Origin of the sequence: Mesorhizobium sp. Cs1321R2N1 (genome assembly GCF_037179725.1) — a bacterium.
In the GTDB taxonomy this organism is placed as follows: Bacteria; Pseudomonadota; Alphaproteobacteria; order Rhizobiales; family Rhizobiaceae; genus Mesorhizobium; species Mesorhizobium salmacidum.
Genome location: NZ_JAPYKP010000158.1, coordinates 1 through 14,540, shown reverse-complemented (window position 1 = coordinate 14,540; position 14,540 = coordinate 1). Strand labels below are relative to the sequence as shown.

At 64.4% G+C, this 14,540-nt stretch carries 14 protein-coding genes; 9 read left to right on the top strand and 5 right to left on the bottom strand.

The genetic code is table 11. The features are described 5' to 3' along the window. From hisH to coaA, 7 genes are all read left to right on the top strand, one after another. On the top strand, positions 1-575 hold a 575-nt coding region (gene hisH / locus O7A61_RS27455; protein WP_337132457.1), incomplete at its 5' end, for an imidazole glycerol phosphate synthase subunit HisH. Positions 576-580: 5 nt separating this feature from the next. Continuing rightward, positions 581-871, top strand: a complete 291-nt coding sequence (locus tag O7A61_RS27450; RefSeq protein WP_027142434.1) for a DUF1330 domain-containing protein — start codon at positions 581-583, stop codon at positions 869-871. 4 nt (positions 872-875) lie between these two features. Beyond that, on the top strand, positions 876-1,625 hold the full coding sequence (gene hisA, locus O7A61_RS27445; RefSeq protein WP_337132456.1) for a 1-(5-phosphoribosyl)-5-[(5-phosphoribosylamino)methylideneamino]imidazole-4-carboxamide isomerase: 750 nt from the start codon (positions 876-878) through the stop codon (positions 1,623-1,625). Next, the gene (locus tag O7A61_RS27440; protein WP_337132455.1) at positions 1,622-2,458 is read left to right on the top strand and encodes an arginase family protein; all 837 of its coding nucleotides are present in this window, start codon (positions 1,622-1,624) and stop codon (positions 2,456-2,458) included. The genes hisA and O7A61_RS27440 overlap by 4 nt, the downstream gene beginning before the upstream one ends. After that, positions 2,455-3,249: an imidazole glycerol phosphate synthase subunit HisF gene (hisF, locus tag O7A61_RS27435; RefSeq protein ID WP_027142437.1), complete on the top strand. Its 795-nt coding sequence runs from the start codon at positions 2,455-2,457 to the stop codon at positions 3,247-3,249. Before O7A61_RS27440 ends, hisF begins: the two co-directional genes overlap by 4 nt. A 60-nt stretch (positions 3,250-3,309) precedes the next feature. Further along, positions 3,310-3,633: a phosphoribosyl-ATP diphosphatase gene (locus tag O7A61_RS27430; protein ID WP_337132454.1), complete on the top strand. Its 324-nt coding sequence runs from the start codon at positions 3,310-3,312 to the stop codon at positions 3,631-3,633. Positions 3,634-3,657: 24 nt separating this feature from the next. Beyond that, positions 3,658-4,617: a type I pantothenate kinase gene (coaA, locus tag O7A61_RS27425; protein ID WP_337132453.1), complete on the top strand. Its 960-nt coding sequence runs from the start codon at positions 3,658-3,660 to the stop codon at positions 4,615-4,617. Positions 4,618-4,673: 56 nt separating this feature from the next. Here coaA and O7A61_RS27420 read toward each other — a convergent pair whose 3' ends face one another. The 4 genes from O7A61_RS27420 to O7A61_RS27405 form a co-directional block, all read right to left on the bottom strand. Further along, positions 4,674-6,230: a DegQ family serine endoprotease gene (locus O7A61_RS27420; RefSeq protein WP_337132452.1), complete on the bottom strand. Its 1,557-nt coding sequence runs from the start codon at positions 6,228-6,230 to the stop codon at positions 4,674-4,676. Positions 6,231-6,418: 188 nt separating this feature from the next. Beyond that, positions 6,419-7,093, bottom strand: coding sequence for an MBL fold metallo-hydrolase (locus O7A61_RS27415; RefSeq protein WP_337132458.1), 675 nt, complete (start codon positions 7,091-7,093; stop codon positions 6,419-6,421). A gap of 118 nt (positions 7,094-7,211) precedes the next feature. Beyond that, positions 7,212-8,378 carry a diphosphate--fructose-6-phosphate 1-phosphotransferase gene (locus O7A61_RS27410; RefSeq protein WP_337132451.1) on the bottom strand — a complete coding sequence of 389 codons (1,167 nt, stop codon included), beginning with the start codon at positions 8,376-8,378 and terminating at the stop codon, positions 7,212-7,214. Positions 8,379-8,581: 203 nt separating this feature from the next. Further along, positions 8,582-9,349: a L,D-transpeptidase gene (locus tag O7A61_RS27405; RefSeq protein ID WP_337132450.1), complete on the bottom strand. Its 768-nt coding sequence runs from the start codon at positions 9,347-9,349 to the stop codon at positions 8,582-8,584. 252 nt (positions 9,350-9,601) lie between these two features. Here O7A61_RS27405 and O7A61_RS27400 point away from each other — a divergent pair, with 252 nt between their 5' ends. Beyond that, on the top strand, positions 9,602-10,225 hold the full coding sequence (locus O7A61_RS27400) for a LysE family translocator (RefSeq protein ID WP_337132449.1): 624 nt from the start codon (positions 9,602-9,604) through the stop codon (positions 10,223-10,225). Positions 10,226-10,301: 76 nt separating this feature from the next. Here the strand turns inward: O7A61_RS27400 and O7A61_RS27395 are convergent, their stop codons facing one another. Beyond that, on the bottom strand, positions 10,302-13,085 hold the full coding sequence (locus O7A61_RS27395; protein ID WP_337132448.1) for an autotransporter family protein: 2,784 nt from the start codon (positions 13,083-13,085) through the stop codon (positions 10,302-10,304). Positions 13,086-13,311: 226 nt separating this feature from the next. Here O7A61_RS27395 and O7A61_RS27390 point away from each other — a divergent pair. Then, a partial coding sequence (locus O7A61_RS27390) for a tetratricopeptide repeat protein (RefSeq protein WP_337132447.1) occupies positions 13,312-14,540 on the top strand: 1,229 nt, incomplete at its 3' end.

Below are 14,540 nucleotides of genomic sequence, written 5' to 3'. Positions count from 1 at the left end.
AGGCCGGCATATCGGCGCGGATCGACCTGACGGCCGATGCCGACCGTGTACGCACCGCGGACCGCATCGTTCTTCCCGGCGTCGGCGCTTACGCCGACTGCGCGGCCGGCCTGCGTGCCGTCGAGGGCATGTGGGAGGCGGTCGAGGACGTCGCCATCGCCAAGGGCCGGCCTTTCCTGGGCATTTGCGTCGGCATGCAGCTGATGTCGCAGCGCGGCCTAGAAAAGACCATCACCAACGGCTTCGGCTGGATATCGGGCGACGTCAAGGAGATCACGCCTTCCGATCCGGCGCTGAAGATCCCGCAGATCGGCTGGAACACGATCGAATTGAGGCGCCAGCACCCGCTGTTTTCCGGCATTCCGACCGGCGCGTCGGGCCTGCATGCGTATTTCGTCCACTCCTACCATCTCGATGCAAAGAACCCGGACGAGGTCGTTGCGGTCGCCGATTATGGCGGCCCGGTGACGGCCACGGTCGCCCGCGACAATCTCGCCGGCACGCAGTTCCATCCGGAGAAGAGCCAGGCGCTGGGCCTGGCGCTGATCACGAATTTCCTGCGCTGGAGGCCCTGAACACCATGAGCAAGAAGGGCTACTGGATGGCGATGATCGATGTCCGCGACCCCGAGATATATAAACAGTACATCGAGGCCAATGCCGTGGCGTTCGCGAAGTATGGCGCGAAATTCGCCGTGCGAGCCGGCCGCCACGAAAATCCGGAAGGACCTACCGGCAACCGCCATGTGCTGGTCGAGTTCGAGTCTTTCGACAAGGCGGTCGAATGCTATCATTCGCCTGAATATCAGCATGCCTCCAAATTCCGGCTTGCCGCTTCATCAGGTCATTTCGTCATCGTTGAAGGCGCCTGAACGTATGATCCTGTTTCCAGCCATCGATCTCAAGGACGGCCAGTGCGTGCGCCTCAAGCACGGCGACATGGCGACCGCGACCATCTACAATGACGATCCGGCAGCACAGGCCAAAGCCTTTGAAGAGCAGGGTTTTGAGTGGCTGCACGTCGTCGACTTGAACGGCGCCTTCCAGGGTCAGAGCGTCAACAACGCCGCGGTCGGCGCCATCCTCAAAGCGACAAAGAACCCCGTGCAGCTCGGCGGCGGCATCCGCACGCTGGAGCAGATCGAGGATTGGCTCGACCGTGGATTGGCCCGCGTCATCCTCGGCACGGTGGCGGTGCGCGATCCCGATCTGGTCAGGCAGGCCTGCAAGGCGTTTCCGGGCAAGGTTGCCGTCGGCATCGACGCCAAGGGCGGCAAGGTAGCCGTCGAAGGCTGGGCCGAGGCCTCGAGCCTCGGCGTCATCGAACTGGCCAGGAAATTCGAAGGCGCCGGCGTCGCCGCCATCATCTACACCGACATCGACCGCGACGGCGTGCTGACCGGCATCAACTGGGACGCCACCATCGACCTCGCCGACGCCGTGTCGATCCCGGTCATTGCTTCCGGCGGGCTGGCCTCGATCGCCGACATCGTGCGCATGACCATGCCCGACGCGCAAAAACTCGAAGGCGCGATCTCGGGCCGCGCCCTCTATGATGGCCGCATCGACCCGGCCGAGGCGCTGGCGATCCTGCAGGGCCGGCCGGCGACGGAGGCGCGATCGTGAAGGTTTCGCTCATCCTGGCCTCCTATGACAGCGGCCACTATCACGGCGGCATGGGCCAGGGGCCCGACGCGCTGATATCAGGCGGGCTCGTCGATGCCCTGACCCTTGCCGGTCACGACGTCACGGTCGAGGACATCGGCAGGGTCGGCGCCGACCAGGAGCGCGAGATCGCCACCGGTTTTGCCGTCTGCAACGCCGTCTCGGGCGAGGTCCGCATTGCCCGCGACAGAGGGCGGTTTCCCATCGTGCTGGCCGGAAACTGCCTGACCAGTGCCGGCGCGGTCGCCGGCGACGGCGCCGATGCGATCATCTGGGCCGACCAGCATGGCGACCTCAACACGCCCGAGACGTCCGTATACGGCTTTCTCGATGGCATGGCGCTATCGACGGTGCTCGGCCTGTGCTGGCGCCCGATGGCGACGGCCATTCCCGGCTTCAGGCCGATCGATCCCGCGCGCTGCGTGCTCGTCAACGCCCGCGATCTCGATCCGGCGGAGGAAAAACTTCTCGAAACGTTGCCGGTCATCCGGACGGAATGTCCGGGCGTGGCGCAAGCGACGGAAAGACTGAAAGCAGCCGGCGCCAACAGCGTGCACATGCATCTCGATCTCGACGTGCATGATCCCAAGGTGCTGCAGGCCAACCGCTACGTCACCCCTGGCGGGCCGAACCCGGAGCAGATGCGCGACGCGGCCTGCGCCGTGGCGCTTGCGGTGCCGGTCGTCGGCATCACCGTTTCCGCTTACGATCCGGCCTTCGATGCCCAGGCCGATGTGCCGCCGCTGGTCGGCCAACTGCTCAAAGATCTGCTTGCCACGATAGAGGGCCGCTGATGCTGAAAGCCCGCGTCATCCCTTGCCTCGACGTCAAGGACGGCCGTGTCGTCAAGGGCGTCAATTTCGTCGATCTCATCGACGCCGGCGACCCGGTGGAGGCAGCCAAGGCCTATGATGCCGCCGGCGCCGACGAACTCTGCTTTCTCGACATCACCGCTTCGTCGGACAATCGCGAGACGATATTCGACGTCATCGCCCGCACCGCCGAACAATGCTTCATGCCGCTGACCGTCGGCGGCGGCGTGCGCCAGGTCTCCGACATCAGGAAATTGCTGCTGGCCGGCGCCGACAAGGTGTCGATCAACACGGCCGCGGTGAAGAACCCGGATTTCGTCGCCGAAGCCGCCGACAAATTCGGCAACCAATGCATCGTCGTCGCCATCGATGCCAAGAGAGTGTCCGGCCCCGGTGAGGCCGAGCGCTGGGAGATCTTCACCCATGGCGGGCGCGAAAAGACCGGCATCGACGCCGTCGAATTCGCGCGCCAAATGGTCGATCGCGGCGCCGGCGAGATCCTGTTGACCTCGATGGACCGCGACGGCACCAAGGCCGGCTACGACATCGCGCTGACCCGCGCGGTATCGGACGCGGTGCGCGCGCCAGTCATCGCATCGGGGGGCGTCGGCACGCTCGACCACATGGTCGAAGGCATTCGCGACGGCCATGCAAGTGCTGTGCTGGCGGCCTCCATCTTCCATTTCGGCACCTACACCATCGCGCAAGCCAAGGCGCATATGGCCGAGGCCGGCCTGCCGATGCGGCTGGACTCGCTCGGTAACAGGTCCTAGAGCATGTTCCCGAAGCCGGCTTCTGGGAAAAATCCGGCTTAAACAAGAAGATAGACTGATATGGCCGAATTTTCGCTCTCCGACCTGGAAAAAATCGTCAGCGACCGCGCCCATTCCGGCGATCCGGACTCGTGGACGGCCAAACTGTTCGCGCGCGGCATCGAGAAGGCGGCGCAGAAGCTCGGCGAAGAGGCGGTCGAGACGGTCATCGCCGCCGTCAAGAGCGACAAACAGGGCCTCGTTTCGGAAAGTGCCGATCTTATATATCATTGGCTCGTCGTCCTCAGCATAGCGGGCGTTCCGCTGGATGACGTGCTCAAGGAGCTCGAAGGCCGCACCGGGCGTTCGGGCATGGCCGAGAAGGCGTCACGGCCCAAGGGCTGATCGGGAGGGAGGGCAGGTATCTCGATGGATCAGCTCGCGCCAACCGAGAAATATTCCCCGTTTCGCTTCTTCTCGGCCGAGCAATGGTCGCGGTTCCGGGCCGATACGCCGCTGACGCTGAGCGAGGACGAGTTCCGCCGCCTGCGTTCGCTCAACGACCCGGTCGACCTCGAAGAGGTCAAGCGCATCTATCTGTCGCTGTCGCGGCTTTTGTCCGCGCATGTCGAGGCGAGCCAGCTTCTGTTCAGGCAGCGCCAGGCCTTCTTCAACGCCATCGACGTGGCCAAGACGCCGTTCATCATCGGCATCGCCGGTTCGGTCGCGGTCGGTAAATCGACCACGGCGCGCGTGCTCAAGGAACTTCTGGCGCGCTGGCCGTCGAGCCCCAAGGTCGATCTCATCACCACGGATGGCTTCCTGCTGCCCAACGAGGTGCTGCGCCGCGAAAACCTGATGGAGCGCAAGGGTTTCCCCGACAGCTACGATGTCGGCGCGCTGCTGCGTTTCCTGTCAGGCATCAAGTCGGCGTTGCCCGATGTCCGCGCGCCGGTCTATTCGCACCTGACCTATGACGTCATCCCCGGCGAGTTCGTCACCATCGACCGGCCCGACATCCTGATCTTTGAAGGCATCAACGTGCTGCAGCCGGGCAAGCTGCCGCAGGACGGCAAGATCGTCCCTTTCCTGTCGGACTTCTTCGACTTCGCCATCTATATCGATGCCGACGAGAAGCTGATCCACAATTGGTATATTTCCCGCTTCATGCGGCTGCGCGAGACCGCCTTCCGCAATCCGGACTCTTTCTTCCACCGCTATTCGCAGCTGTCGGAGGATGCGGCCAAGGCGATCGCCGAAGGCCTGTGGACCAACATCAACCTGAAGAACCTGCGCGAAAACATCCTGCCGACGCGCGCCCGCGCCGACTTGATCCTGCGCAAGGGCGCCGACCACCTGGTCCAGGAAGTGGCGCTGCGCAAATTATAGCCGGTAGACCCGGCGTGGCGGGCTTGTCCACAAGCCCGCCACGCCGGTGTTACGTGTCAGCCATTGGCGAACGGCACGGCGACATAAATCTGCGTGTCGCCACGCTCCACCAGAAGCAGCACCGACTTGCGTCCGGATTTGCCGGCTTGGGAGATCGCTTGGGTCACCTGCTTCGCGCTCTTCACCGGGGCCTGGTTGACGGCGACGATGACATCGCCCGGCTGGATGCCGGCAGTCGCTGCCGGCTTGTCGGGATTGACGCTGGCAACCACCGCGCCGTGTTCGGTCTCGGGGAGGTTCATCTGCCGGCGGATGTCGGACGTGATGTCCATCAGGCCGAGCCCGATGGCCGGCGCGCGGGACCCATCGGTGCCCGGCGCGCTGGAGTTGCCAGTCGATGCCGTCTTCAGATCGTCGCTGTTGCGTCCGACATCGACGGAAATCTGTGCGGCCTTGCCCTTGCGCCAGACATCCAGTGTCTCCCTGGCACCCGGCGCGACGTCGGCGACAGCCCGCGAAAGATCCTTGGGATCCTTGACGTCCTGCCCGGCGAAGCCGGTGATGACATCGCCGCTTTCGATGCCGGCCTTGGCCGCGGGCGACCCGTCATTGACCTGCGAGACCAAGGCACCGCCGGGATGGTCGAGCCCGATTGCGTTGGCCACGTCCGGGGTGACGGGCTGGATCTCGACGCCGAGATAGCCGTATTCGATGTCGCCACCCTTCATCAGCTTGGCGACCACCTTCTCGGCCTGGTCCGACGGAATGGCGAAGCCGACCCCCACGCTGCCGCCGTTCGGCGAATAGATCGCGGTGTTGATGCCGACGACATTTCCGCTGACATCCACCAGCGGGCCGCCGGAATTGCCGTGATTGATCGGCGCGTCGATCTGGATGAAATCGTCGAACGGCCCGCTGTGCAGGTCGCGGCCGCGCGCCGAGACGATACCGGCCGTTACCGTGGTGCCGATGCCGAACGGATTGCCGATCGCCAGCACCTGGTCGCCTGTCATGAGCTTGTCGGAGTCGCCCCACTTGATGGTCGGCAAGGCCTTGTTGGCCTTGATCTTCAGCACGGCGAGATCGTTCTTGGCATCGTGACCGACCAGCTTGGCCGGAAGCTCCGTGCCGTCGTCGAGCGTCACCTTGATCGAGGTCGCGCCGTCGACGACGTGGTTGTTGGTGACGATGGTGCCGTCGGCACTGACGATGAAGCCCGAGCCGAGCGCCTCGGCGCGCGGCGACTGCTGTTGTGGAGGCGTCTTGGGAGCAGGCATGCCCTGATCGCCGAAGAACTGGTGGAAATAGTCATCGAAAGGCGAGTTGCCGCCAAAGGGCGAACCGTCAGGCGAACCTTCGCTCATGACTTCCGGCTGCGCTTTCATGACTGTCGTGACGGTGACGACAGCGGGCTTGGTCGCGGCCACGGTTGGCGCGAACGATCCGTTCGGAGCCGTTATTCCGGCGACAGGAGTCTGGGTCGTCGCGGCGACATTGCTCAAGCCGCCATTGCCGGCATTTTGAGCGAGTGAGACGACGGCGGGGGAGATGATCAGCGCGGCGCCCAGCAGGGCGGCGACGCGATGCCTACGAAGAATACCTAGGGGTGACATGGTCGTTCTGTCCGGGCGAGAGTTGATCCGGCGCCGCGGGCAGCTCGTGGGAGAAAGCACCCGTCAGCGTGTCGACGACCGGGTGGCCTGTCTCGCCGTACATGGCGGCCGGCCGGATCGACAACCAGGTATTTAGGGTCCGGAATGGCCCAATTTAGGGTTTTTGCCCGACCTTACGAAGATTTAATTCAGAGCGCGCTTACGGATCGCAGATAGGCCGACGCGATTTCGCGCATGCGCTTGCCGTCGAAACTCGGGCCGTGGCCGCCATGGCCGATGCGGATCTGCAGGTCGAGCAGGCGCCGCATCGTGTTGCGATAGGCTTCCCGGTCGGAATCCGGCAAATCGTCGATCAGCGTGTCGTCATAGATGGCGTCGCCGCTGAAGAACAGGCCATCGGCCTCGTCGAACAGCGCGATCGAATCCGGCGAGTGCCCGGGCAGATGCAGCACCCGAAACCGGCGATCGCCGAGATCGACCACGTCGCCTTCGTCGAGCGTGCGCGTCAACGGCGCCGGCGGTATCGCATAGTCGGCCGATTTCCAGCCTGGCGCCGGCAGTTTCGAGACCGCGCCCTCAAGATCATGGAACATGTAGGCGTAGGTCGCGGCCTCATCCATGCTCTCGAATTGCGCCGCGCTCATCCTTGGCCCGGCCCGCAGCGGGAATTCGTGCAGGGAGCCGACATGGTCGAGGTGGATATGGGTGGCGACGACCAGAAGCGGCTTGCCTTCGGGCGTCCTTATCTGCGGCGCCAGCGGACAGATGCCCATGCCGGTATCGACCAGAAGGTCGGCATCGCTGCCGATGAAATGCCAGATATTGGCGCGCACGTAGTCGTGCACGAACGGCTCGGTCAGCATCGTCGTCCTGTCGTCGACGATGCGCCTGGAGAACCAGCCTGAGTTCACGTGAGAATCCGGATAATGTGCAGGGCCGGGCATCAGGTATGAGCCGGGGCATCAGGTATGAGCCGGGGCATCAGACGAACGGCTTTCCGACCTTGTATTTTTCCGGCACCAGCCGCTTGAGATAGGCCATGCCGGTCTCGGAAAGCTGGTTGGCGTCGGGCTTCATGAAATCGTCGGGCATGTGGCGGGTCTTGCCGGCGACGTTCTTCAGCGGCACCTTCTTCAGCACTATCTTGCTGCCATCATATTGCAGAGCCACCGAGCCGCCGCCCTGTTCGGCGACGCCGACGGCGAAGGCGCCGGCATCGAAGGCCTCCTGCGCGTCGACCGGGCTGATGGCGCCGACATAGCCGCGTGGCATGTAGCCGAGTGCGTCGACGCGGGCCCGCTTGCCTGGCAGTCCCTCGGCCAATGCCCGTTCGAGCGCCGCCGGCAGGTCGCTGCCCGATAGTTTGACGTTGCCGTGCTGGTCGCGCTCGAGCTTATCCGCCGGCACCAGGCTTTCGACCAGCGCCTTGCCGTCGGCGGTGCTGACGCCTTCCGAGACGGCGACGATGCAGCGCTTGTGGCGGTCGAGCGTGGCGCGCACGTCGTCGATGAAGCCGGCGGCGGAGAACGGCCGCTCCGGCACATAGACAAGATGCGGGCCGCTGTCGGGATCGAGTTGCCAGGCAGCCGCCGCCGCGGTCAGGAAACCGGCATGCCGGCCCATGACGATGCCGACATAGATGCCGGGCAGCGCGCGGAAATCGAGATCGACGGACAGGAAGGCGCCGGCGACGAATTCAGCCGCCGAAATGAAGCCCGGCGTATGGTCGTTTTCCTCGAGATCGTTGTCGATGGTCTTCGGCGCATGGACGAAGGCGATCTTGCCGCCGGCGGCATCGGTCAGGATTTGCTGGGTGCCCGAGGTGTCGTTGCCGCCGATATAGATGAAGGCGTCGGCGCCAGCCTTCCGCAGGCCCTTCAGGATCACCTCGCAATAGGCGGCATCCGGCTTGTCGCGCGTCGAGCCGAGGGCGGCGCTCGGCGTTCCGGCGATCAGCCGCAGCCGGTCCTCCGGGATGGCGGAAAGGTCGACATAGTTGCCGTCACGGATGCCGCGCACGCCGTGGATGGAGCCCAGCACCTTGGCGCCGGGATGACGCTTTCGTATCTCCAGCGTGGCGCCCACCACCGTCTGGTTGATGACGGCGGTCGGGCCGCCGCCCTGCGCGATGACGAAGGTTCCGGCCATGCTTGATTTCTCCCTAGAGCATGATGCCGAAAAGTGTGAAGCGGTTTTCGGACGACATCATGCTCTAATTCTTAGATTTAGAGACGGATTCAGATTTCAGGTCCGAACGGACCTGAAATCATCCGGCTCTAGGCGATGGTTTTCAGGTCACCTTCGCCTGTCTTGCGGCATCGTGCAACGGGGAGTGTCCGACGGATGGACGATCAGACGACGACGACGGGGTTTTTCTTCGACACCCGGCTGTAGAGGTCGATGATGTCCTGATTGATCAAGCGCACGCAGCCCGACGACATCGCCTGGCCGATGCTCCACCATTCGGGCGAGCCATGGATGCGGTAGCCGGTGTCCTTGCCGTCCTGGTAGATGTAGAGCGCGCGGGCGCCGAGCGGGTTGGTGAGGCCGCCGGGCTGGCCGCCCTGCCACTTCACCAGTTCGGGCTTGCGCTGGATCATTTCGGGCGGCGGCGTCCAGGTCGGCCATTCCCGGCCGTACTGGATGTTGGCGCGACCGGACCAGCGGAAGCCGTCCTTGCCGATGCCGACGCCGTAGCGGATGGCGTCGCCGCCCGGCTGGACGAGATAGAGCATGCGCTCCTTGAGATGCACGACGATGGTGCCGGGCGCCTCGCCAGTGGTGTCGACGACGATCTGGCGGCGGAATTCCGGCTTGACCTTGAGATAGGGCACCTCGGGCACGTTGAAGCCGTTGTCCGTCAAGGAGGCGTACATGACATCGGGGCTGGTGATGTTCTTGTCGACGCTGATCGAGGGCCGGATCGGCACCGAACCCGTGACCGTATCGTCGAGCTGGAGCGCCGGCAGGTCGCCACCACCCGAAGTCGAACAGCCGGCGACGCCAAGCAGCGCCAAAGCGCCGGCCCCGGACAGGACGGCGCGGCGGGAGAAAAGAAAATCGGTTTCGATTGCGTCGCCGTTTCGTGGCGGCGTCGGACCTTGCGGCAACTCACGCATATACCCAAACCCTACGCTTTCGGCGGGAAGCACGGTCCGGCCGGATAGCGGGCATTTTCATCATTCATGGTTGATAAAGCGTGAATGCCTTGTCCTGCTTGCGTTTGCTAAGCGGCGCGAACTGACACCGAGTTGCCGCTGGCGCAATTGTGCCGGTTGCCGAGCCGGAATGCGCGAAAACAAAGATTCGGCCCTTTACATTCTTCGGGACCCAAGGATTTATCCTCTTCTTTAAGCTCAAGGGAGACGAGCATGTCCTTCGAAAACTGGGCCGCCTTCGCTGCCGCGTCGAGCATCCTTCTCATCATCCCGGGCCCGACCATCCTTCTGGTCGTGTCCTATGCGCTGGGCCAGGGCTGGCGCACGGCCTTGCCGATGGCCGTCGGCGTGTCGCTCGGCGACTTCACCGCCATGACCCTGTCGATGCTGGGCATCGGCGCGCTGCTTGCGGCTTCCGCCACTGTCTTCACCATCCTGAAGCTGATCGGCGCCGGCTATCTGATCTATCTCGGCGTGAAACTGTTCCGCGCCGGCGGTGCGCTGAAGGCCGAACCGCGCACCGACACGGTGTCGTCGGCCAAGATGATGGCGCATGCCTGGCTGGTCACCGCGCTCAACCCGAAGAGCATCACCTTCTTCGTCGCCTTCCTGCCGCAGTTTCTCGACCGGCATGCCAATTTCTGGACGCAGATGCTGATTTTCGAGACGACGTTCCTGGCGCTCGCCTTCGCCAACGCCTTCGGTTACGCGCTGATCGCGGCACGCGCCCGCAATGTGGTGCGCAACCCCAAGGCGATCCGCATCCTCAACCGCACCGGCGGCACGCTGCTGGTCGGCGCGGGCATCGCCACGGTGGCGATGCGGTCCAGCAATTGAGAAACGCATCCAAGGTGTGTTGAGATTCAGGTCAGGCCATTTGCAGGCAGGCTGAACCTCGTCACAGCTGCTTGCTTCACCATTTGACGCTGAAGCCCAGATTGCCCTCGAGGATGCGGCGTTTGTCGCCGAGGTTGGTGGTGTAGTCGCCGGTGGCGAAGATGCTGACCTTGTCCGTCACTTTGGCGACGATACCGCCGCCGAACTCGAACGAGGTCGACCTGCCCTCGGTCGAGATGTCGGTGGTGTCGAATCTGACACGGTCGGTGCCGCCGAAATCATGCCAGATATTGGCCTTGAGGTAAGGCTGCAGCGCTATGCCGTTGACAGTGGTCTCGCCTTGCAGGCGAGCGCCCAGCCGGCCGGTGACGCTGCCGTCGCTGTCGAAGGAAATCGACGAGAAACGATCCTTGGTATCGTCGAGCGACAGATGCTGCCAGATCAGTTGCGCCTGCGGTTCGAGCGTCCAGCCCTGCGCCAGCGCTATGGGATAGCCGCCCTCCAGTGAGGCGGTGACACCTGTTCCGCCAATATCGATACCGACGTCGCGCGACGACGTGGCGTCGCCGCCGAAGAAGGTGGCCATGAGGACGCCGTCGAGGTACCAGCCGCCCTGGCCAATGCGGGTCCAGTAGCCGCCGACACTGGTGCCGTTGGCGTCGAGCTTGCCGACGGACAGATCATTCTGCCCCAGTGCCTGGCCGCGCACATCGCCCTTCATGCTGGCATAGGCGACGAACAGGCCGGCGCGATCGATTGCGCCGGCCGCGGTTTCGCGTCCGAAGACGTCGAAGCCCGCCTGCAGGCCGAACAAGGTGCCGTCGAAGGACGGCGACACCGTTCCCGACCAGCCCATCTTGGCGTCCTGGCCGTAGATGCGGCCCCAGACCGGCGACAGCTCCGCGTTCGACAACAGGCTCTGTTCGCCCCGCCGCTCGTGGAAGGTGCCTAGTGTCGTCATCGCCAGATGCTCGGCCACCGGCGGCAAGGCCGAGTAGGTGGGCACCTCGACGCGGTAGAGCAGGATCGTCTCGCCGGCTGCCGGCGTCGGCAGGTCCGGCACGGCGGTCGGCACCACCGGCGGCGGCGGTGGCGGATCCGCTGGCGGCGCTGGCGGCGGTGCCGGTGGCGCCTGGGGCTCGGGGTCGCTCGCCTGCACCGGCGGTGTCGAATCGACCGGCGGGTTGTTGATGTCGCCATCGGTCGGCACCGGCACCGGCGGCAGCTCGGACGGTGGTGGCGGCGGCTCGGTCCGCGGCGCCTCCGGCTCTGGCTGCGGCGGCGGTTCGAGCGCCGACGGCCCAGCGGCCGGTGTTGCCGGTGTGTTCAGGGTCGATCGCAGATACCAGTTCTGCTCGCTCCCGGCGCTGACGCCGCCCTTGAAGAGATAATATTCGAAGGCGCCGGCAGCGACCGGCGCATCAAGGGCAAAGGCGCCGGCGCTCGACGTGGCGCCGTTGACCGCCTGGACGAGCATGATGCCGTCGGACGTGGTCTGCGCCCCGGCGCCGCCGACATTGACCACGGCAATGCCGGTCGAGCCCGAGGCCGTGCCGCCGGACAGCACCAGCCGGTCGGAAGCGGAGCTGTCGTCGCCAAGCTCGGTCTGGAGGAGGAGCAACCCGCCCATCCCGACATAATTGCCCGATATGGTCAGGCGATCGGTGGCGCCGGTGCTGCCGTTGATCAGGTCGATGCGGCCGGCATTGACCACTTCGGCCAGCTGTCCCGCGGTAAAGGCCTGGATGGAGCTGTTGAAGCCGCCGCCATAGAGCGTGCTTGCCTGGTCGACGCTGAGCTTTCCGGTGCCCGTGCCGCTGTCGCCCAGCACGAGATTGCCGTCCAGGATCAGCTGGGTGTCGTTGGTGGCGTCGATGGTTTCCCAGTTCTGGACCCCGGCGATGCCGTCCAGCTTGACGTTGTCGAAGGTGAGCGCATCGGTGCCCAGGCCGCCATTCAGCGCATCGGCTCCGCCAAGATTGGCCTTGGTGAGATTGCTGAGCTTGGCGGTATCATTGTCGGCGCCGAGGTCGACCGAGCCATAGATGATGCCGCCGCCGTTCCAGACGAAATTGTCGGCGCCGAAGCTCATCAGCACATCGCCGCCTACCATGCCGCCTGTTATCGTCACGCTGTCGTTGCCGCCGCTGACGCTGATGTTGCCGCCGATCGTGCCCCCGGAGAGAATGATGGTGTCCTGATCGAAGCCGGTGACGAGGTTGCGGTCGATGGTGCCGCCCGACATGTTGAAATAGTTCTTGTCGAGCTTCATGTTGACACGGCCGATGCGGCCGCCGGTCATCACGGCACGGTCGCCGTCGTCGAAGAAATCGATGATGCGCCCGCCGGTCATGGTGAAGGTGTCCAGCCCGTCGCCCTGGTTCAGCGAACCGACCAGGCCGCCGCTCATGTTGAAGTCGTCGATGCCGGCGCCCTGCTGGACATTGCCGGAGACGATGCCGCCGCCGATGGTGAAGAAATCCGTGCCGTCACCCTGATCGACCGTGCCGGTGATGGTGCCGGACTGCATGTCGATGCGGTCCGTGCCGGCGCCGAAAGTGACGTTGCCGCTCACCTGGCCGGTACCGCCGGCGGAAAAGGTCAGCGTGTTGTTGCCGTTGATATCGTTGAGGCTGCCGCCCGAATCGCCACTATCGCAAGTGAAGGTGTCATTGCCCGGAGACGGAACCAGCACGCATGCCGCGAAGGCCGCGGAGCCAGGCAGCAACATCAGCGATGTAGTTGCAAGTAAGCTAATAAACCCAAGATTGATTCGCCTTGGCCTTCGCCGCGCCAAAGAAATAGCCTTGCCGATGTGCTCCGAGCCGCTGTTCGGAAGCTGTATTTCAAAGTGCCGCATCGCGTCCCCTCTCAGATCGCGATTTAAGCCCCTTACCCGCGCCGCAATGAAGCCACAATTCGTTCGCTTTTACAAAGCCTAATCTTCCTCTCATGGTTGATGAACTGCAAAAACAGCTGACATGGTGCAGATGTGTCCGTGATTTGGCGTCGCCGTGGCCCATGCTTTAAGATCATGTTGGACCGAGGGGCATCATGTCCATCGGGCGCCGACCAAGGACTCTCGCATGACTATCCGGGACGCATTCGGCTTGGCATTTTCGGGCGCGACGGACGCGGGATTCGCACCCTACGGCCAGGCCGTGCGCGAATTGCAGTGTTTCGTTGGCGATCCGGTGAACTCCATCGACCGCGCCATCGCGCAGGACCCCGGTTTCGTCATGGCGCATGTCTTCAAGGGCTACCTTTTCGGCCTTGCCACCGAACCGGAGGCGACGGCCATGGCCAGGACCTGCCACGAGGCGGCGCTGCCGCTTGCCGCGACAACGCGCGAGCGGGCGCATGTCTCGGCCCTCGGCCACCTCGCCAACGGACGCTGGCATCAGGCCTCCGGCATCCTGCAGGACATAGCGATCGATTTCCCGCTCGACGCCGTGGCGCTCCAGGTCGGACACCAGGTCGATTTCTTCACCGGCAACGCCCGCATGCTGCGCGACCGCATCGCCCGTGCCCTGTCCTCATGGCGGACCGACATGCCGGGTTACCACGCCATCCTCGGCATGCAGGCTTTTGGGCTCGAAGAGATGGGCGAATATACGCAGGCAGAAAGGCTCGGTCGTACAGCGGTCGAGATCGAACCGCGCGACGGCTGGGCGCAACATGCGGTCGCCCATGTGATGGAGATGCAAAGCCGGCAAAGGGATGGCATCGCCTGGATGCGTGCCGATCCCGAAGCCTGGACGAAGGAGAGCTTCCTCCAGGTCCATAATTGGTGGCATCTGGCGCTGTTCCACTACGATCTCGGCGAGACCGGCGAGGTGCTGGAGCTCTATGACGGGCCGATCTACGGCGCCAGATCGACGCTGGCGCTCAACATGGTCGATGCGTCGGCGATCCTGTGGCGGCTCCATCTTGGCGGCGTCGATGTCGGTGACCGCTGGGCAACACTGGCCGCCAATTGGGTGCCCAAGGCCCGCGCCGGCAACTATGCCTTCAACGACGCCCATGCGATGATGGCCTTCGTCGGCGCCGGCCTCGGCGCTCCGGCCCGGATCTTGCTCGAAGCACAGCGCGAGGCGATGCGCGGCAGTGACGACAACGCCGCATTCACCAGGGATGTCGGCCATCCCCTGACGCTTGCGATCAAGGCGTTCGGAGAGGGCAACTACGCCGAAACCATCCGGCTGATCGGTCCGATCCGGGCCATCGCCCATCGCTTTGGCGGCAGCCACGCGCAGCGCGACGTCATCGATCTCACGCTGATCGAGGCCGCCCTGCGCGCCGGCGACGGCGCGCT

Bases quoted from the DNA above. Each gene is read 5' to 3' on its own strand.
- O7A61_RS27405 (WP_337132450.1), bottom strand. From the start codon at position 9,349: ATGCGTGAGTTGCCGCAAGGTCCGACGCCGCCACGAAACGGCGACGCA.
- O7A61_RS27430 (WP_337132454.1), top strand. From the start codon at position 3,310: ATGGCCGAATTTTCGCTCTCCGACCTGGAAAAAATCGTCAGCGACCGC.
- O7A61_RS27450 (WP_027142434.1), top strand. From the start codon at position 581: ATGAGCAAGAAGGGCTACTGGATGGCGATGATCGATGTCCGCGACCCC.
- O7A61_RS27410 (WP_337132451.1), bottom strand. From the start codon at position 8,378: ATGGCCGGAACCTTCGTCATCGCGCAGGGCGGCGGCCCGACCGCCGTC.
- O7A61_RS27395 (WP_337132448.1), bottom strand. From the start codon at position 13,085: ATGCGGCACTTTGAAATACAGCTTCCGAACAGCGGCTCGGAGCACATC.
- hisA (WP_337132456.1), top strand. From the start codon at position 876: ATGATCCTGTTTCCAGCCATCGATCTCAAGGACGGCCAGTGCGTGCGC.
- O7A61_RS27415 (WP_337132458.1), bottom strand. From the start codon at position 7,093: ATGCTGACCGAGCCGTTCGTGCACGACTACGTGCGCGCCAATATCTGG.
- O7A61_RS27400 (WP_337132449.1), top strand. From the start codon at position 9,602: ATGTCCTTCGAAAACTGGGCCGCCTTCGCTGCCGCGTCGAGCATCCTT.
- O7A61_RS27420 (WP_337132452.1), bottom strand. From the start codon at position 6,230: ATGTCACCCCTAGGTATTCTTCGTAGGCATCGCGTCGCCGCCCTGCTG.
- coaA (WP_337132453.1), top strand. From the start codon at position 3,658: ATGGATCAGCTCGCGCCAACCGAGAAATATTCCCCGTTTCGCTTCTTC.